Origin of the sequence: Sphingosinicella microcystinivorans, assembly GCF_003634215.1 — a bacterium.
GTDB lineage: Bacteria > Pseudomonadota > Alphaproteobacteria > Sphingomonadales > Sphingomonadaceae > Sphingosinicella > Sphingosinicella microcystinivorans.
Genome location: NZ_RBWX01000007.1, coordinates 832,491 through 850,352, shown reverse-complemented (window position 1 = coordinate 850,352; position 17,862 = coordinate 832,491). Strand labels below are relative to the sequence as shown.

At 65.2% G+C, this 17,862-nt stretch carries 20 protein-coding genes and 1 pseudogene; 15 read left to right on the top strand and 6 right to left on the bottom strand.

Going from position 1 to position 17,862, the window contains the following annotated elements:
• Nucleotides 1-30: 30 nt before the first annotated feature.
• Entirely contained in the window at nucleotides 31-2,241 is a 2,211-nt protein-coding gene (gene rnr, locus DFR51_RS04255; RefSeq protein ID WP_121047766.1) for a ribonuclease R, read from the top strand.
• A gap of 3 nt (nucleotides 2,242-2,244) precedes the next feature.
• Here rnr and DFR51_RS04250 read toward each other — a convergent pair whose 3' ends face one another.
• Nucleotides 2,245-2,493 carry an Hpt domain-containing protein gene (locus tag DFR51_RS04250; protein ID WP_121047765.1) on the bottom strand — a complete coding sequence of 83 codons (249 nt, stop codon included), beginning with the start codon at nucleotides 2,491-2,493 and terminating at the stop codon, nucleotides 2,245-2,247.
• A 299-nt stretch (nucleotides 2,494-2,792) separates the two neighbouring features.
• On the opposite strand from DFR51_RS04250, the gene rpmG reads away from it, so the two are divergent.
• Entirely contained in the window at nucleotides 2,793-2,960 is a 168-nt protein-coding gene (gene rpmG / locus DFR51_RS04245) for a 50S ribosomal protein L33 (protein WP_121047764.1), read from the top strand.
• Between the two features lie 36 nt (nucleotides 2,961-2,996).
• Here rpmG and DFR51_RS04240 read toward each other — a convergent pair whose 3' ends face one another.
• Nucleotides 2,997-3,359: a response regulator gene (locus DFR51_RS04240; protein WP_121047763.1), complete on the bottom strand. Its 363-nt coding sequence runs from the start codon at nucleotides 3,357-3,359 to the stop codon at nucleotides 2,997-2,999.
• Between the two features lie 104 nt (nucleotides 3,360-3,463).
• Between DFR51_RS04240 and DFR51_RS04235 the strand changes: the two genes are divergently transcribed.
• The 5 genes and pseudogenes from DFR51_RS04235 (at nucleotide 3,464) to DFR51_RS04215 (ending at nucleotide 6,740) form a co-directional block, all read left to right on the top strand.
• On the top strand, nucleotides 3,464-3,742 hold the full coding sequence (locus tag DFR51_RS04235; RefSeq protein WP_121047762.1) for a DUF3572 domain-containing protein: 279 nt from the start codon (nucleotides 3,464-3,466) through the stop codon (nucleotides 3,740-3,742).
• Complete coding sequence (locus DFR51_RS04230) at nucleotides 3,739-4,350, top strand: HAD family hydrolase (protein ID WP_121047761.1); 612 nt, start codon at nucleotides 3,739-3,741, stop codon at nucleotides 4,348-4,350. Before DFR51_RS04235 ends, DFR51_RS04230 begins: the two co-directional genes overlap by 4 nt.
• A gap of 33 nt (nucleotides 4,351-4,383) precedes the next feature.
• Nucleotides 4,384-4,845: a RidA family protein gene (locus DFR51_RS04225; protein WP_121047760.1), complete on the top strand. Its 462-nt coding sequence runs from the start codon at nucleotides 4,384-4,386 to the stop codon at nucleotides 4,843-4,845.
• A 10-nt stretch (nucleotides 4,846-4,855) separates the two neighbouring features.
• Nucleotides 4,856-5,602 carry a glycerophosphodiester phosphodiesterase family protein gene (locus DFR51_RS04220; protein ID WP_121047759.1) on the top strand — a complete coding sequence of 249 codons (747 nt, stop codon included), beginning with the start codon at nucleotides 4,856-4,858 and terminating at the stop codon, nucleotides 5,600-5,602.
• A pseudogene (locus DFR51_RS04215) lies at nucleotides 5,599-6,740 on the top strand (GNAT family N-acetyltransferase). The gene DFR51_RS04220 and the pseudogene DFR51_RS04215 overlap by 4 nt, the downstream one beginning before the upstream one ends.
• Here the strand turns inward: DFR51_RS04215 and DFR51_RS04210 are convergent.
• The 4 genes from DFR51_RS04210 to panC all read right to left on the bottom strand — a co-directional run bounded on the left by DFR51_RS04210 (nucleotide 6,722) and on the right by panC (nucleotide 10,580).
• Nucleotides 6,722-8,023: a GGDEF domain-containing protein gene (locus DFR51_RS04210; RefSeq protein WP_147423394.1), complete on the bottom strand. Its 1,302-nt coding sequence runs from the start codon at nucleotides 8,021-8,023 to the stop codon at nucleotides 6,722-6,724. The pseudogene DFR51_RS04215 and the gene DFR51_RS04210 overlap by 19 nt on opposite strands.
• Before the next feature lie 195 nt (nucleotides 8,024-8,218).
• Nucleotides 8,219-8,506 carry an SEL1-like repeat protein gene (locus DFR51_RS04205; protein ID WP_121047757.1) on the bottom strand — a complete coding sequence of 96 codons (288 nt, stop codon included), beginning with the start codon at nucleotides 8,504-8,506 and terminating at the stop codon, nucleotides 8,219-8,221.
• An 87-nt stretch (nucleotides 8,507-8,593) separates the two neighbouring features.
• Entirely contained in the window at nucleotides 8,594-9,607 is a 1,014-nt protein-coding gene (locus DFR51_RS04200; protein ID WP_121047756.1) for a sensor histidine kinase, read from the bottom strand.
• A gap of 127 nt (nucleotides 9,608-9,734) precedes the next feature.
• Nucleotides 9,735-10,580, bottom strand: a complete 846-nt coding sequence (gene panC / locus DFR51_RS04195) for a pantoate--beta-alanine ligase (protein ID WP_121047755.1) — start codon at nucleotides 10,578-10,580, stop codon at nucleotides 9,735-9,737.
• Between the two features lie 89 nt (nucleotides 10,581-10,669).
• On the opposite strand from panC, the gene DFR51_RS04190 reads away from it, so the two are divergent.
• The 8 genes from DFR51_RS04190 to DFR51_RS04155 all read left to right on the top strand — a co-directional run bounded on the left by DFR51_RS04190 (nucleotide 10,670) and on the right by DFR51_RS04155 (nucleotide 17,862).
• A complete protein-coding gene (locus DFR51_RS04190) occupies nucleotides 10,670-11,467 on the top strand; it encodes a division plane positioning ATPase MipZ (RefSeq protein WP_121047754.1) in 798 nt (265 codons plus the stop codon).
• Nucleotides 11,467-11,871 carry a J domain-containing protein gene (locus DFR51_RS04185; RefSeq protein WP_121047753.1) on the top strand — a complete coding sequence of 135 codons (405 nt, stop codon included), beginning with the start codon at nucleotides 11,467-11,469 and terminating at the stop codon, nucleotides 11,869-11,871. The genes DFR51_RS04190 and DFR51_RS04185 overlap by 1 nt, the downstream gene beginning before the upstream one ends.
• Before the next feature lie 38 nt (nucleotides 11,872-11,909).
• Nucleotides 11,910-13,292 (top strand): phosphoglucomutase/phosphomannomutase PgmG, encoded by a 1,383-nt coding sequence (gene pgmG / locus DFR51_RS04180; protein ID WP_121047752.1) that lies wholly within the window; start codon nucleotides 11,910-11,912, stop codon nucleotides 13,290-13,292.
• A gap of 122 nt (nucleotides 13,293-13,414) precedes the next feature.
• The gene (locus DFR51_RS19110) at nucleotides 13,415-14,212 is read left to right on the top strand and encodes a phasin family protein (protein ID WP_160119159.1); all 798 of its coding nucleotides are present in this window, start codon (nucleotides 13,415-13,417) and stop codon (nucleotides 14,210-14,212) included.
• A 128-nt stretch (nucleotides 14,213-14,340) separates the two neighbouring features.
• A complete protein-coding gene (gene clpS / locus DFR51_RS04170; RefSeq protein WP_121047750.1) occupies nucleotides 14,341-14,673 on the top strand; it encodes an ATP-dependent Clp protease adapter ClpS in 333 nt (110 codons plus the stop codon).
• A gap of 101 nt (nucleotides 14,674-14,774) precedes the next feature.
• A complete protein-coding gene (locus DFR51_RS04165) occupies nucleotides 14,775-15,254 on the top strand; it encodes a Dps family protein (protein ID WP_121049749.1) in 480 nt (159 codons plus the stop codon).
• A gap of 60 nt (nucleotides 15,255-15,314) precedes the next feature.
• Nucleotides 15,315-16,658, top strand: coding sequence for a flavin-containing monooxygenase (locus DFR51_RS04160; protein WP_121047749.1), 1,344 nt, complete (start codon nucleotides 15,315-15,317; stop codon nucleotides 16,656-16,658).
• Nucleotides 16,659-16,668: 10 nt separating this feature from the next.
• Entirely contained in the window at nucleotides 16,669-17,862 is a 1,194-nt protein-coding gene (locus DFR51_RS04155; protein WP_121047748.1) for an acyl-CoA dehydrogenase family protein, read from the top strand.

Genomic DNA, 17,862 nt, shown 5'->3' with positions numbered 1-17,862 from the left:
CGAGGGGCGCGAGGCCCGACATGCATGGGAATGGCGAAACGTCCCTCCCCCGGCCTCCCGACCCGCGAACAGATCCTGAGCTTCGTCGAGGAGTCCTCCTCGCCCGTCGGCAAGCGCGAGATCGCCAAGGCCTTCGGGCTGACCGCGCAGGACAAGATCCTGCTGAAAGCGCTTCTGAAAGACATGGCGAACGAAGGCCTGCTCGATAGCGGGCCGGGCCGCGCCTTCCACAAGGGCGGTGGGCTGCCCAAGGTGACGGTGCTGAAGATCGTCGGCATCGAGGGCGGACGCGCGGTCGCCGTGCCGGAAAACTGGCCGAACGACACGCCCGCGCCGAAGGTGCGCGTCGTCGAAGGGCGGAAACGTGCGGCGCTCGGCATGGGAGACCGCATCCTTGCGCGCATCGAGGAAACCGGGCGCGGGCACCTTGCGCACGTGATGAAGAAGATCGGCGCATCGTCCGAAGACGCGATGCTCGGCGTGCTGAGGCGCGATGCTTCTGGCTGGTTCCTCGTGCCGACGGACAAAAGACTCCGTTTCGACCTGAAGATCACCGATATCGGCGAGGCGGACGCAGGCGACCTCGTGCTCGCCGAGCAATCCGGGCGTGGCGCGCGCGCAGCGGGCCGCGTCGTGCAGCGGCTGGGCGATCCGATGGCGCCGCGCAGCTTTTCGCTGATCGCGATCCACGAAAAGGGCATTCCGAACGCCTTCTCCGAGGAAGCGGAGGCCGAGGCGGCGAAAGCGGCGAAGCTGCCGCTGGGCGACCGCGAGGACCTGCGCGATCTGCCGCTGCTCACCATCGACCCCGCCGACGCGCGCGACCACGACGACGCGGTGTGGGCGGCTGCGGACGACGATCCCGGCAACACCGGGGGCTTCAAGGCGATCGTGGCGATCGCGGACGTGAGCTTCTACGTTCGCCCCGGCAGCGCGATCGACCGCGAGGCGCGCGAACGGGGGAACAGCGTATACTTCCCCGACCGGGTGGTGCCGATGCTGCCCGAGGCGCTTTCAACCGATGCGTGCTCGCTGAACGCGAACGAAGACAAAGCGGTGCTCGCCTGCCACCTGACGATCGCGAGCGACGGCACGGTGAAGGACTGGCGCTTCACACGGGCGGTGATGCACGGCGTCGCGAACCTTGCCTACGAGACGGTGCAGGAGGCGATCGACGGGAAGATCGAGCACGCGCTGACCGAAGGCGTGCTGCGGCCGCTGTGGGCGGCGTGGACGGCGCTCAAGGCGGCGCGAGACAAGCGCGATCCGCTGGCGCTCAACATGCCGGAGCGGCGCGTCATCCTCGACGAGAAGGGCCGGATCGCGGAAATCCGCGTGCGCGAACACTTGCCGTCGCATCAGCTGATCGAGGACTTCATGATCGCGGCGAACGTCGCAGCGGCGAAGGCGCTGGAGGCGAAGGCATCGCCGGTGGTGTACCGCACCCACGAACGACCGAGCCGGGAGAAATTGGTCGCGCTGTCCGATTATGTGAAGTCTTTGGGGCTCAGCCTCTCGCTCGGGCAGGTGGTGACGCCGACGACGTTCAACCGGCTGCTCGCGCGGATCACCGAGCCGGCGCTGCTCGAACAGGTCTCCGAGCAGGTGCTGCGCAGCCAGGCGCAGGCGTTTTACGGCACCGACAACCTCGGCCACTTCGGCCTCGCGCTCGGCAGCTACGCGCATTTCACCTCGCCGATCCGGCGCTATTCGGACACGCTGGTCCACCGGGCGCTGGTGCGGGCCTACAAGCTCGGCGAGGGCGGGCTGACCGACGAGGAAATGCGCGCCCTGCCCCGCACCGCCGAGCACATCTCGATGACCGAGCGGCGGGCGATGGAGGCGGAGCGCGACACGATCGACCGATACGTTGCCGCCTACCTCGCGCAGCATGTGGGCCAGATCGTCCGCACGCGGATCAGCGGCGTGACCCGCTTCGGGCTGTTCGCGAGCGTTGAGGGCGTGGGCGGCGACGGGCTGATCCCCATGTCGATGCTGGGCGCGGAGCGCTTCCACTTCGACGAGTCGACCAAGACGATCGAGGGGCTGACGACGGGCGTGACTTACCATGTTGGTCAGCGGCTGGAACTGAGGCTCGCGGACGCGAATCCGATCAGCGGCGCGCTGCGCTTCGAGTTTCCCGATGGCCCGGCGCCGCGTGCCGGAAAGCGGCCGCCGCCGCAGCGCAAGGGGCGCCCGCCGCTGCCGAAGGGCACGGGCAAGGTACGACGGAAACGGTAGGACTTACGCCGCGTCGAGCAGGCGGAACATGCGATCGATGCGCGGCTGCAGCGTGGTGACGTTCGCCAGCGTTTCCTCCGCGGCGTGAACTTCCGCGGCGAAGTCGCTGAAACCGAACGCCTTCGCGAGACCCTTCAGCGAATGCAGCTGGCGCCGCACCTCGGCATGGCTTCCCGCGAGCAGGAGAAGCTGGATATCCTCCAGCTTGTCGGAAAGCTCCTGATGGAGCGATTCGAAGTCTTCGTCGATCATGCGCCAAGCTTAGTGGGAAAGTCGTTAGAACACGGTTAAGCAGCCAGCCTTGGCTTTCCTCCCATGCGCTCGAGGGCCATCAAAGTCGCATAAGGACCGGTGAACGTGCCGCATGTCCGAATAGGGGATGCTGATTGCAGGCGTTGCGGTTCTTCCCGTCAAGGCGCTTGCGGCACGGATGCTGTGACTTCGCTTGACTCAAGAGCGTGTTTTCGGCATTAGCCCGCCGGTAAGCGCGGCGCTCAAACGCCGCGTTCTTTTTTGAACCACCAGAGATCAAGCGCAAGGACTGCCGCGCCATGGCCAAACCAACGACCGTCAAGATCAAGCTCGTCAGCTCCGCCGACACCGGCTTCTTCTATGTGACGAAGAAGAACCCGCGCACGCAGACCGAGAAGTTCACCTTCCGCAAGTACGATCCCGTCGTGCGCAAGCACGTGGATTTCAAGGAAGCGAAGATCAAGTAAGGCGGCCTCGCCGCCTTTCCTTCCCGCCCGGTCGCTCTAAGCGTACTGGCGGACGGTTTCGATAAAGCGCATCACCGAGATCGGCTTCGCGATATACGCTTCGCAGCCGCCGGCCTTGATGCGCTCTTCATCGCCCTTCATCGCGAACGCCGTGACCGCAACGACGGGAATGTCGCTCAGCGCCGCGTCGCTTTTCAGCCAGCCGGTGACCTCCAGCCCCGAAACTTCGGGAAGCTGAATGTCCATGAGGATGAGATCGGGGCGGTCCGCACGCACCAGATCGGGCACGCTGCGCCCATCGCGCGTTTTCATCGTGCGATAGCCGTGCGCTTCCAGAAGGTCGCAAAACAGCTTCATGTTGAGGTCATTATCCTCGACGACGAGGACGGTCTTCTGCATGGTCCCCTCTTCGCAAGCCTGTGCGCGTAAATTGGCCCCGCGGATAGGCTTGCTGAACAATCGCCTTGGCGAATGGTTTATACAATCCTAATTGTCCAGAGTTAATGACCTCTTACCAAACAGTCTTAACGCCCGAGGAGGCCGAGGTTATGGCGCTGCATGCCCTGGCGTGGGTCGCGAGCGACGATCGGCTCGGGCCGCGCCTTCTGGCACTGACCGGACTCGACGCGTCAACGCTGCGCGCGCGCGCCGGAAGCGCGGAAATTCTAGGCGCGACGCTCGATTTCCTTGCCGCGCACGAAGCCGACTTCATTGCCTGCGCCGAAGCGATCGGCACCGAGCCTGCCCGACTCGCGTCGGCGCGCGGGATGCTCGGGCAATGACGAAGCCGCTTCTTATTTGTGACTGCGACGAGGTACTGCTGCACTTCGCGGCGCCATTTCGCACCTATCTCGACACCGCCCACGCGCTCGAACTAAACTTCGAGAGCTTCGCGCTTTCCGGCAACATCCGGCGCAAGGCCGACGGCAGCTTTGTCGACAAGACGGACGTGCGCACGCTCGTCGACGGTTTCTTTGCAGACGCGATGGAGGGGCAACCGGTCGTGGAAGGTGCGGTCGAGGCGCTGGCCGCGCTTTCCGACCCCTACGAGATCGTCATCCTCACCAATATCCGCGACGCTTACCGCGACCGCCGCCGCGCCCAAATCGCCGCGCTTGGGATGCCCTTCCCCGTTTACGTGAACGACGGCCCCAAAGGGCCTGCCGTGACCACGCTGATGCGCGAGCACGGGCGTGACGCCGCGGTGTTCATCGACGACTTGCCGCCGCACCACAGTTCGGTAAAGCGGGATGCACCGCACGTGCACAGGCTGCACATGGTCGCTGATCCGGAGCTGAGGCCCCTGATCCCGGCCGCAGACGATGCGCACGCACGGATCGATATCTGGTCTCAGGCATTACCGTACCTGCTGCGGCAGGCGGCGCGCTGACGACCCGAAAGCAACGAAGGGAAATTTCCGGTTATGAGTATTGAAGCGCGTCTCGCCGAACTTGGAATCACGCTGCCGAAAGCCGCCGCTCCGGCGGCCAATTACGTGCCGACGGTTCTGCACGGGAACATGCTCTACATCTCCGGCCAGCTTCCCTTCCGGGAGGACGGCACGCTCGTTCTCGGCCGCCTTGGCGAGGACGTGGACGTTGCAGCCGGTCAGGCGGCGGCGCGTCTCTGCGGCATCGGCATCCTTGCGCAGGCACAGGCGGCGCTCGGCAGCCTCGACCGCGTCGAACGCGTGCTGAAGCTCGGCGCATTCGTTTCGAGCACGGCCAATTTCTTCGACCAGCCGAAGGTTGCCAACGGATGCAGCGACTTTATGGTCGAGGTTCTCGGAGACGCGGGACGACACGCGCGCAGCGCAGTCGGCGTCCCCGCCCTGCCGCTTGGCGTTGCGGTTGAGATCGATGCCGTGATTGCCGTGAAGGTCTGAACGGAACCGGATGCTGCGACACACCACCCGCGACCTTGATTTCCTGACACGCCGGCCCTTTGCACACAGGGGACTTCACGGCGCGGAGGCCGTGCCCGAAAACAGCCGGGCCGCGTTCGAACGCGCGATTGCGGCGGGCTATGGCATCGAACTCGATGTCCGGCTGACCAAGGACAAGGACGCGGTGGTGTTTCACGACGCGGAGCTGCCGCGCCTCGTCAACGCCGGCGGACGCATCTCCGACCTGACGACGGGCGAACTCGCCGCGTTTCGTCTTTCCGGGACCGACGAGCCAATCCGCACGCTGCGCGAGGTGCTGAGCGAAATCGGCGGGCGGGTTCCCACACTGGTGGAGGTGAAATCGCCCGGGCGGCGGGGCTATGGCAGCCTTTGCCGCGCGGTGCGCCGGGCCCTGGAAGGATCGAACGGATGGACGGCGGTGATGTCGTTCGATCCGCGCATCGTGCGCTGGTTCCGCGAGCATAGCCCCCAGACCGTGCGCGGGCTCGTGGTGACGAAAGACGGCAGCGGCAACGCGGGGCTGCGCGGATGGCTTTCCCGCACTCTCGCCACCCGTGCCACGCGGCCGCACTTCATCGCCTGCGATATCAATGCGTTGCCCTTCGGCTTCGCCGAACGCCAGCGCCGCAAGGGCCGCCCGATACTGACCTGGACGGTGCGCGACGACGAGGAGCGTGGGCGGGCACAGGCGTACGCCGACCAGATCATTTTCGAGGACACCCCGGAACACGCATGACCGGCACGCCGGCGACTTTCCGGATCGTAACGTCGGCAGCGGACATTTCCGCGGCCGAATGGAACGCCTGCGCGGGGGACAATAATCCGTTCACGCTGCACGCCTTCATCCGCGCGCTCGAGGAATCCGGGAGCGCGGTTGCCGCCGCCGGATGGCAGGCGGCGCATGCAGTGCTGGAAGATGCGGACGGCGGCGTCCTTGGCATCGCGCCCGCCTATGCGAAATCGCACTCGCAGGGCGAATATGTGTTCGACCACGGCTGGGCGGACGCATTCGAACGCGCGGGCGGGCGTTATTACCCCAAGTACCAGATGGCGGTGCCGTTCACCCCGGCAACAGGCCCCCGCCTGCTGCTGAAGGATGCAGCCTTCGCGCCCGCGCTGATCGCCGGGATCGAACAGTTCTGCGCGCGCCAGCAGATCTCGTCCGCGCACGCCACCTTCATCGCGCCCGAGCAGGTGCCGCTGTTCGATGCGGCGGGCTGGCTGATCCGGCACACCGAGCAATTCCACTGGCACAACGCGGGATACGGCAGCTTCGAAGACTTCCTCGGCAACCTCGCGTCGCGCAAGCGCAAGACCATCCGTCGCGAACGGCGTGAAGCGGCGGAGAGCGGCCTTCGCATCGTGGCGCTTTCAGGCGCGGACATACGCGAGGCGCACTGGGACGCGTTTTGGGAGTTCTATCAGGACACGGGCAGCCGCAAATGGGGACATCCCTATCTGACACGCGCGTTCTTCAGCCTGATCGGCGAACGGATGGCGGAGCGCGTGCTGCTGGTGCTCGCCATGGACGGCGACACGCCCGTGGCGGGCGCGCTCAACTTCATCGGCGGGGACTGTCTTTACGGGCGCTACTGGGGGCGGTGCGCGACCTGCCATTCCTGCACTTCGAGCTCTGCTACTATCAGGCCATCGACTACGCGATCACGCACGGCCTCGCCCGGGTCGAGGCTGGCGCGCAGGGACCGCACAAGCTGGCACGGGGCTACGTGCCTGTGGTGACGACCTCGGCGCATCATATCGAGCACCCGGCGCTGAGACGTGCGATCGAGGACTATCTGGACCGCGAACGCCCGGCGATCGCGGCGGACATACGCGCGATGGAAAGCTTCACGCCCTACCGGCGCGGTTCATAGAGCCGTGCGCAGGCGCGACCCGCCTGCTTCGCCATGTAGAGCGCGACATCGGCGGCCTTGGTGAGATCCGCCGCATTTCCCGCGTGATCGGGGTAGAACGCGACACCGACGCTGGCGGTGCTTTCCCCCGGCTCTCCGCTGTCGGTCGTTCCAGCACGAACCGCCTGCGCCGCAAGCGCCATCACCTCCTCGCTGTGCCGTCCCGCATCCGGAAGGAGGATGGCGAACTCGTCGCCGCCAAGACGCGACACCGAGCCGGTCGTAAACGCATCGCGAAGCCGCCGGGCGGCGCGGCGCAGCAGCGCGTCCCCCGCATCGTGGCCGAAACCGTCGTTCACCGCCTTGAAGTGATCGAGATCGACCAGCATCAGCGCCATGCGGCCGCCGCGCGCATCCGTTTCGCGCATCGCTGCGAGCAGAAGCTCCTGAAAACGGCCACGGTTCGGCAGCTCTGTGAGTACGTCGTGCGCGGCGAGCCAGCGCAGACGTTCGTCACGCTCGCGCTGATCGCTGATGTCTGTGCGCGTGCCGATCATGCGCAGCGCACGCCCCTGCGCATCGCGCTCGACAACGCGGCTGCGCTCAGCGACCCAGACCCATCCGCCATCCTTGCAGCGCAGGCGATGTTCGAGGTTCACCATCGGCTGCTCGTCCTTGAGGCACGCGGTGATCCTGCGCGTATGCTCCTCAAGATCGTCGGGGTGAATATAGTCGGAGAAGCCCGCAGCGTGGCCCTTCACCTCGCCCACGGCATAGCCCTGGATCGCGAGCGCGCTGTCGCTGAGCCAAACGTCGCCCGAGGCGATGTCCCAGTCCCACACACCAACGCGGGTGCCATCAAGCGCGAGTGAAAGCCGCGTTTCGAGGTCCTGCAGCGTTTCGGTGGCGGCGCGGCGCTCGCTCACATCCATGACGGCGCCGACATAGCCATCGTAGCGGCCGCATTCATCGAACTTGGGCGCGCCGACGTTGAGCACCCACGCGATCGTGCCGTCGGCCTTCAGGATGCGATATTCGATCGCGAACCGCTCCCGCCGGTCCGCCGCGGCATGGATTTCGCCCGGCACGGTGAGGCGATCCTCCTCGTGCATCGTGAAAACCCAGCTTTCGAGCTGATCGGGTCCCGTGCCGGTGATCGCGTACCAATTGTCGCTGACGAAACGGAGGCGGCGATCCGCGTCCGCCATCCAGATCACGACGGGCAGCGATGCGGAAAATTGCCTGAGCTGCGTTTCGTAGCGCTTGCGAAGCGCTGTCTCGCGGGCCAGTTCGGCGCGCAGCACGGCAAGCTCGCCTTCAAGCGACTCGGAAGGCGATAGCGGAAATGTTTTGATTTCCGAGACTTTTCCGGAAAATCGCGTTGCCAACGCGCCCGTCCTCCTGCTGTTCACGCCAGCAGGTGTAGCAAGCGGCCATTTCGCTTTATTTGCAAGCCCCAAGCGCCTGATTTCTCAGGCTTGCAGCGATTCGGACAAATGCTAGTGGCGAGTCTGCATCAGGAACGCACGGGCCTCGCGCTGTGCCGCGGCGACCTCGGCGGGCGTCATCGACGCCGCAACCTCGCTGCGATCTAGCTGGGCGCGCTCGTCGCCGGACATGGCGGCGAGATTGAACCATTTGTGCGCTTCGACGAGATCGATGTCGACGCCATTGCGGCCGACCGCATAGGCAACGCCGAGTTCGTAATACGCATCGGGCTGACCGGCCATCGCCGCCGCCATCTGCGCGTGAATAAACTGGACTTCTGTGACTGGATGACTTGCCATTCGAAAATCCCCCTCAACGTGGGAAGATTTGGCGTGGCTTGTTCAAGAAATGGTTAACACCGAAAAATTACGGAAATCAGCCGCGAATCAGCCGAACAGCGAATTGGCCCGGCGGAACGCGAAGGCTTCCTGACGGCCGCTGTGCGCCAGACGCACGCGCCCGGGCGGCATGGTGACCACGGCGCGGGTGCCCCTGCCCGGCGAAGAAAGCAGCTTGAAGCTCGCCTCGTGCAGCTCCGCGAGCGCCTTGACGAGCGGCAGGCCAAGGCCGCTGCCCGCCAGCATGTTCTTGTCATCCTGCCCGCGCGCGAACGGCTTCATCGCCGTTTCCATCGCGCGGGGCGACATGCCCGGGCCGTTGTCGCGCACTTCTATGAGCATGCGATCCGCACGGTCGACACGCGCGGCGATGGTGAGCTTCACCTTCTCGCCGCCGTACTTGAGCGCGTTGCTGGCGAGATTGACGAGGATCTGGCGAAGCATCCGCGCGTCGGCATGAAGAGACGGCAGATCCGACGCCATCTCGATCGCGACACTCGCACCGCGCGCCTCGGCCATGGTCGCGAGCATACGGAGAACGGACGCGGCAAGCTGGCGGAGATCGACATCGGTTTCGTTGAGCGGCGCGGCGTCCGCCTCTATGCGGGCAAGATCGAGAATGGAATCGAGCGTCGAGAGCATGCCCTGCGCCGCTTCCCAGATCACCGCGTTCTGGCTGGCCGCAGCGTGCGTGCGACCGTTTTCGAGGCCGAGCGCGATGAGCTCGCTGTAGCCCGCGATGGCGTTGATCGGGGTTTTGAGTTCGTGGCTGAGATTGGCGGCGAGCATCCTGCGGTCGCGGCGGAGGCGGCGCACCTCGTCGCGCGCGCTGCGGGCCTCGCGCTCCCCGGCGTCCACAGCGCGAGCAAGCACCTGCGCAAGCTGAGGCCCGGAAATGCGGCCGATCGGCTCCGAGCCCATCACGACGGCAACCCCGCCGGTAAGGCAAAGCGCGATGTCGGCGCGGGCGAGAAGCTCGGCGGGCCGGATCGCGGCATCGATCGCCCGGCCGGGAAGATCCTCCCCCGGGGGCTCCATGACATCCGCCAGCCAGTCCTGCATCGAGAATGCTCCGCTGCAAACGGCTGGAATCCTGCATGATCGAGGATATCCGCCGGGCCTCCTGCAACGGCGTTAATAGTTATTGAGAATTCCTAATGAAAAGTTAACGCGGGCGGAAAATGGCGCGTTAGACGGCCAGATTGTCGATAAGACGCGTTGAACCGAGTCTTATTGCTGACAGGATGCGCGCCGGGCGATCCAGAGCAGTCACCGGCAACAGTGTTTCGGCATCGCGAAGCGCTACGTAATCAGGCAAGAACCCCGCCGCGCGCAGCGCCGCTTCGGCCTCCGCGAGCACGGTTTCGACCGCCGCCCCGGCGCGGATCGCATCGCGCGCGGCCATAAGCGTCTTCGGGAACAGCGCGGCGCGGGCGCGTTCCTCCGCCGAAAGGTATGCATTGCGCGACGAGAGGGCGAGCCCATCCGCCTCGCGCACGGTGGGAACGCCGACGATTTCTGTCGGGATGTCGAGGTCGGCGGCCATGCGGCGGACCGTGAGGAGCTGCTGATAGTCCTTCTCGCCGAACATAGCGAAATCGGCCCCGGCCTGATTGAGGAGCTTCGACACCACGGTTGCCACACCGTCGAAATGGCCGGGCCGGTGCGCGCCGTCGAGCTCGGCGGTGAGGCCGGCGACCTGAACGCTGCTTGCAAAGCCCGCCGGGTACATCTCCTCAACCGCAGGCGCGAACAGGAGGTGGCACCCTGCCCCGCCCAGCGCCGCTGCATCCTCTGCCTCGCGGCGTGGATAGCGGGAAAAATCCTCGTTCGGACCGAACTGCGTGGGGTTTACGAAGATGCTGGCGACGACCCTGTCAGCGCGGGCGAGACCAGCCGCGACGAGCGCGAGATGCCCGGCGTGGAGCGCGCCCATCGTGGGCACCAGCGCCACGCGCTGCCCCGCCGCATTCCATGCGCGTACGCGCGCGCGGAGTGCGGCGACCGTCCGTACGGTTTCGAAAGCCTCCGGAATCTTGCCTCTCCTCGATTGACTCCCCGGCGCCCGTGCATGAAACAGTCCGCCGTTAAACGGAATCCAGCCATCGGGGGCGCGTTCGTTTTATGGCCAAAGCCCATGTCATCGTTCTTGGCAATGAAAAAGGCGGGACCGGCAAGTCCACGACCGCTGTCCATATCGCCGTCGCGCTGATGCACAGCGGCCGCAAGGTCGCCGCCATCGACCTCGATTCGCGCCAGCGCACGTTCACGCGCTACATGGAAAACCGGCAGAACTTCTCGGACGGACACGGCCTCGGCCTCAAGACGCCACGCCTTCAGGTGATCGACGACAACGACAGCCACAGCGAAACACTGCTCCGCACCACGCTCGATGCATGGGCGCCGGTGGTGGACGTGATCGTGGTGGACACGCCCGGCCGCGACAGCCCCTTGTCCCGCGTCGCGCTCGGCCGCGCAGACACGCTGATCACGCCGATGAACGACAGCTTCGTCGACTTCGACCTGATCGGCCAGGTCGACCCGGAAACATTCAAGGTGAAGCGCCCGAGCTTCTACGCCGAACTGATCTGGGACGCGCGCAAAGCGCGCGCAAAGACCGACGGCGGATCGGTGGACTGGGTCGTCGTGCGGAACCGCATGTCCTCGCTCGCCGCGAAGAACATGATTCGCGTGGGCGGCGCACTCGACGAGCTTTCCAAGCGGATCGGCTTCCGCATCGCGCCCGGCCTTTCCGAACGCGTCATCTACCGCGAACTCTTCCCGCGCGGCCTCACTCTGCTCGACATCGGCGTCATCGACGATGTGAACATGAGCCACATCGCCGCGCGCAACGAGCTGCGCGAGCTTATCGCGAGCCTGGCCCTCCCCGAAGCCGAAGAAGCCCAGAGCCTCGCCAGCTGATGATCGTGGTCCTCGCCCTTGCGGGGGGAGCGCTCGGCGCGCTGTGGTATGCAGGTGCACTGACAGCGGCGCGGCTGCGCTGGGTCGGCGCGGCGGCGGGCGTGGCACTCGCGCTGCGCCTGCTGTTGACCGGACAATGGCTCGGTGCGCTCATCGTTGGCGCCGTGACCGCGTGGCTGGCGGCGGGACAGCGCGTACGCCGCTCACAACCGGACATCTCACCCGAAGAAGCGGGGCGGATGCTCGGTGTCTCCCCCGGTGCCGGCGCGGTGGAGATCAATGCGGCATGGCGGCGGCTGATCGCCGAGGTGCACCCGGACAAGGGCGGCTCCGCCGAAGCCTCGGCACGGGTCAACGCAGCGAGGGATACGCTCCTGAAACATCTTCGCTCTAAAGGCCGTTGACGCAATAGCTTCGCGATTCTGACAATAAGGGCAGTAACTTGGACCGGCACGACTTCCACCCGACCTCGCTTCGGGAATACGACATTCGCGGCATCATCGGTGAAACGCTGGGCGAAAACGACGCCTACGCGATCGGGCGCGGCTTCGGCACGCGCGTGCGCCGCGCGGGCGGGAGCAAGGTCGCGGTCGGCTATGACGGGCGCCATTCCTCGCCGTCCCTGGAAGCGGCACTGGTGCGCGGGCTTGAAGACACGGGCTGCGAAGCGCTGCGCATCGGGCTCGGGCCGACGCCGATGCTCTACTTCGCCGTGCACCATCTGGATGCGGACGGCGGCGTGATGATCACCGGCAGCCACAATCCGCCCAACTACAACGGCTTCAAGATGATGATCGGTCACGGGCCGTTCTACGGCGCCGACATCACGGGCATCGGCACGATGGCCGCCGCGGGCGACTGGGAAACGGGCACGGGGTCCAATCGCACGGTCGATGTGTCCGAGGCGTATGTGCAGCGCCTGCTGGGTGACGTACCGGCGCGGGGCTTCCGCATCGCGTGGGACACGGGCAACGGCGCCGCCGGGCCGATCGTCGAGCGGCTTACCGCCGCGATGCCGGGAGAACACCACCTGCTGTTCACGGACGTGGACGGCAACTTCCCGAACCATCACCCGGACCCGACCGAGGAGAAGAATCTCGCCGACCTCCGCCGCGTCGTCGCTGAAAAAGGCCTGGATTTCGGTCTCGCCTTCGATGGCGACGGCGACCGCATCGGCGCGATTGACAGCACCGGGCGCATCATCTGGGGCGACCAGCTGCTGATGATCCTGGCCGAAGACGTGCTGCGCGACGTGCCGGGCGCGACGATCATCGCCGACGTGAAGGCGAGCCAGGCGCTTTACGACCGCATCGCCGATCTTGGCGGCAAGCCGCTGATGTGGAAGACCGGCCATTCGCTGATCAAGGCGAAGATGAAGGAAACCGGCGCGCCTGTGGCCGGCGAGATGAGCGGACACATTTTCTTCGCGCACCGCTATTACGGCTTCGACGATGCGATCTATGCCGCCGTGCGCCTGATCGGCGCGGTGGACCGGAGCGGTCGTTCGCTCACCGACCTGCGCGGCGCGATGCCCGCAATGGTGAACACGCCCGAGCTGCGCTTCCCCTGCTCCGAGGAACGCAAGTTCGCGGTGATCGAAGACGTGCTGGCGCGGCTGGAAGCCAGCGGCGCGGACGTGAACCGCACCGACGGCGCCCGCGTCAACACGCCCGACGGCTGGTGGCTGCTGCGCGCTTCAAACACGCAGGACGTGCTCGTTGCGCGTGCCGAGGCCGTGTCGGAGGAGGCACTCGACCGGCTCGTCGCAGCGATCAACGCGCAGCTCTCCGCCTCCGGCCTTGCCGCACTGTCGGCGTCGCACTGAGTTCGATCGACCCTGAGCGGGCCTCACATTTCACTTATGTTGCAGTGCACAAAAAGCCTTGACGAGTCGAGGTGACATCTCTATGTTGCAGTGCAGCATAAGGTGCGCCCATGGAGGTCACGATGGCTGAAGCAGCAAAGGTGGAAGTGAAAGTGGAACCCGTCACCGCGGCGCCGGCGAAGCCTGCCGCCGCTCCGAAGGCAGAAGCCGCACCCGCCGCCAAGGTTGAAGCGAAACCGGCGCCGAAAGCCGCCGCGCCCGCCCCCGCCGCGAAGCCGAAGGTGAGCCCGAAGGCCACCGCGAAAGTCCCGGAGAAGCCGGCGAAACCGGCTCCCGCAAAGGTCGAGGCAAAGGTCGCGAAAGCGCCCGCGCCGAAAGCCGCCAAACCCAAATCAGTGGTCGCCGCAGATGTATCCGCGAAGACCAGCGTCCCCCCGAAACAGAAGGCATCCATCATGACGATCAATGAAAACGTGAAGAAGCAGACCGAAACCGCGATGGCGCAGGGCAAGGCCGCCGTCGAGCAGTTCCAGACGAAGACCCGCGAAGCGATGGAAAAGAGCACGAAGGCCGCCGAAGAGCTGAACAGCTTTGCGCGCGAGAACGTCGAAGCGTTCGTCGAATCCGGCAAGATCGCCGCGAAGGGCTTCGAAACGCTGACGCAGTCGGCGCTCGAACTCGCCAAGAAGAACGGCGAAGCCGCCACGACGGCCTTCAAGTCGTTCTCGTCGGCCAAGAGCGCCAACGAGCTTCTGCAGCTGCAGAGCGATTTCGCCCGCACGCAGTTCGACAAGTTCATCGCTGACAGCAGCAAGATGACCGAAGCTTTCGTGAAGCTTTCGAACGACATGTTCGAGCCGATCTCCAGCCGCTTCGCGGTTGCGGCCGACAAGTTCAAGACGGTTGCGGTCGCCAAGTAAGCGTACCCACGGCGTTTTTGTGAAAGGGCGGTCGCGATTGCGGCCGCCCTTTTCGTTCATGGTCTTGTTATCGCTGCCGCACCTGCAATATCATGGCGGTGTGCGAAACTTCGTGAGTGAGCGAATGAATGACTGATCGCGAGTCAGACGACCGGAACGGTTCCGGCACGGACACCGGCGTCGCGACCAAGGCCAAGCCCAAGACCAAAAAGCCGGCGCTTTACAGGGTCTTGATGCTGAACGACGATTATACGCCGATGGAATTCGTGGTGGAAACGCTGCGGCGCTTTTTCCGCATGTCCACCGAAGACGCTACGCGCGTGATGCTGCAGGTCCACCACAAAGGCGTCGGCCTGTGCGGCGTGTTCACCTACGAGGTTGCCGAAACCAAGGTGAACCAGGTGCTCGATTTCGCACGGCAGAACCAGCACCCGCTGCAATGCACGCTGGAAAAAGCCTGAAACGATTTTGTTTCATTGAAGTTTTTGATTGCAGTCAATGAGACAATCCATTGGCGGTGGTTTCCGGTTTCCACGACTATGCAGCGACGAAAGGAAACATCATGTCCGACACTGAATCCAACATCGGCATCGCCCCGGAAGGCCGCGCCAAGATCGCTGACGGCCTCGCCCACGTGCTTGCCGACACGTACTCGTTGTACCTGAAGACCCACAATTTCCACTGGAACGTCACGGGCCCGATGTTCACGTCGCTGCATGCGATGTTCATGACGCAGTACAACGAGCTGTGGCTTGCGACCGACGAGATCGCGGAACGCATCCGCGCGCTCGGCCACTTCGCGCCGGGCGGATACAGCGCGTTCGGCAAGCTTACCAGCATCAAGGAAGCGCCCGAGCAGCCGCCCGAAGCCATGGAAATGGTGAAGCAGCTCGCCGAGGGCCACGAGGCGGTCGCGCGCACGGCGCGCAAGATTTTCTCCACCGTGGAGGACGCGGGCGACGAGGTCTCGGTCGATCTGCTCGTTACACGGATGCAGTACCACGAGAAAACCGCGTGGATGCTGCGGTCAATCCTCGGCTAGGCCCTCCCCTATTGATTCGGGTGAGTTGACGCTTCGGGCGCCTCACCCGAATTTGGGGGCATGGGAGCTTCCGCACCAAAGGTCTGCATCATCGGCGCCGGTTGCAGCGGTTTCACGACCGCCAAGCGGCTCGCCGACCACGGCATCGCCTTCGACATCTTCGAAAAGTCCGACCGCGTCGGCGGCAACTGGGCCTATGGCAACCCGAACGGCGTTTCCGCCTGCTATCAGTCTCTGCACATCGACACATCGAAAACGCGGCTGCAGTTCGAGGATTTCCCGGTGCCGGCGGACTGGCCGGACTTTCCGCACCACAGCCTGATTGACAGCTACTTCAACGCCTATGTCGATCGTTTCGGGCTGCGGGAGCGCATCCGCTTCAACACCGAGGTGACGGCGTGCCGGCCGCTTGAGGGCGGCGGCTGGGAGGTCAAGGCCGGCGGCGAGACGCGCCGCTACGACGTGCTGGTGGTCGCGAACGGGCACCACTGGAAGCCGAACATTCCCGCTTTCCCCGGCCATTTCGACGGGGCGCAGATCCACAGCCACAACTACCGCACGCCGTTCGAACCCGTGAACATGGTGGGTAAGCGCGTGCTCGTTGTCGGGCTCGGGAACAGCGCCGTGGATATCGCCTCCGAACTTTCGCAGCGGCCGATGGCGGCGAAGCTGTTCGTCGCCGCGCGGCGCGGCGTGTGGGTGCTGCCCAAATATCTGGGCGGCAAACCTTCGGACAAGCAGGCGCTGCCGGAATGGATGCCGATCGGTCTCAAGCGCCGCCTCGCCGCGTTCGTGGTGAAGCGCGCGGTGGGAAGCATGGAAAGCTACGGTCTCCCCGCCCCCGACCATGCGCCGCTCGAAGCGCACCCGACCGTCAGCTCCGAATTCCTGCTGCGCTGCGGTTCGGGCGACATCACGGTGAAGCCGAACATCGCGGCGCTCGAAGGCGACAGCGTGCGCTTCGAGGACGGGAGTAGCGAGGCGATCGATGCGATCGTCTACGCGACCGGCTACCAGATCGCGTTTCCGTTCCTGAGCGACGCGGATGCGCCCGTGGTCGACAACCACATCGGGCTTTTCAAGCGCATGATACGCCCCGAACGGGCGGATCTCTGGTTCATGGGACTCGCGCAGGCGCTGCCGACGCTCGTGAACCTCGCCGAGCAGCAATCGAAACTGCTCGCCGCATGGCTTACCGGCGACTACGGCCTGCCGGATGCGGACGCAATGCGTCGCATGATCGGCGAGGACGAAGCGCGGCACCAGGGCCATTACTACGCCTCGCGCCGCCACACGATGCAGCTCGATTTCGATGTTTATAAACGCGAGATCGCGCATGAACTGAAAGCCGGCAGCAACCGGCGAAAAGACTGGCCGGCGGCAACGACCGCCGCTGCCGCCTGAGGAGGATAGAATGGACCTGTCGTTCAGCCCCGAGGACGTCGCCTTCCGCGAGGAGGTGCGCCGCTTCATCGACGAAAATTACCCTGAAAACCTGAAGGGCAAACTCGACGAAGGCGAGGAATGGTCGAAGGAAGACTATCTCTCGTGGCACCGGATTCTCGGCAAGAAAGGCTGGGTCGCGCCCGCGTGGCCGACCGAGTACGGCGGGCCGGGCTGGAGCGCGACGCAGCGCTACATCTTTTCCGAAGAACTGGCGCGCGCGGACACGATCCCGATCCTGCCCTTCGGCATCAGCATGGTCGCACCCGTGATCTACACGTTCGGCACGCCCGAACAGAAAGCGCGCTTCCTGCCGCGCATCCTTTCGGGCGAGGACTGGTGGTGCCAGGGCTATTCGGAGCCCGGCGCGGGGTCCGACCTCGCCTCGCTGCGGACCAAGGCCGAGCGCGACGGCGACCATTATGTCGTCAACGGGCAGAAGACGTGGACGACGCTCGCCCAGCACGCCGACTGGGGCTTTTTCCTGGTGCGCACCGATGCTTCGGTGAAGGCGCAGGAGGGTATATCCTTCCTGCTCATCGACATGAAAACGCCCGGCATCACCGTGCGCCCGATCATTACCTTGGGCGGCGAGCACGAGGTGAACGAGGTGTGGCTGGAAAACGTGCGTGTGCCGGTGGAAAACCGCGTGCATGAGGAGAACAAGGGCTGGACGTGCGCGAAGTTCCTGCTCGCGCACGAACGCACCGGCATCGCAGGTGTCGCGCGATCGAAGCGCGGCATCGAGAAGCTGCGTGCGATCGCGGCGGCGGAGCTGGACGGCGACCGGGCGCTGATTGAAAACCCGTTTTTCAAGCGCAAGATCGCCGAGCTGGAAATCGATCTCGCCGCGCTGGAGTTCACCGAGCTGCGCGGGCTGGCGGCGCTTGCGGCCGGGAAGCCGCCGGGGGCGGAATCCTCGCTCCTGAAGATCAAGGGCACCGAAATCCAGCAGCGCATCACCGAGCTGACGCTGGAAGCGGTGGGCCACTACGGCGCGCCCTACTTCCGGGGCTTCGGCGACAGCGACAACGAACACGCCATCGGGCCGGACTATGCGCTGCGCGCCGCGCCGACCTATTTCAACATGCGCAAGACCTCCATCTACGGCGGATCGAACGAGATCCAGCGCGGCATCATCGCGAAGATGGTTCTGGGGCTCTAG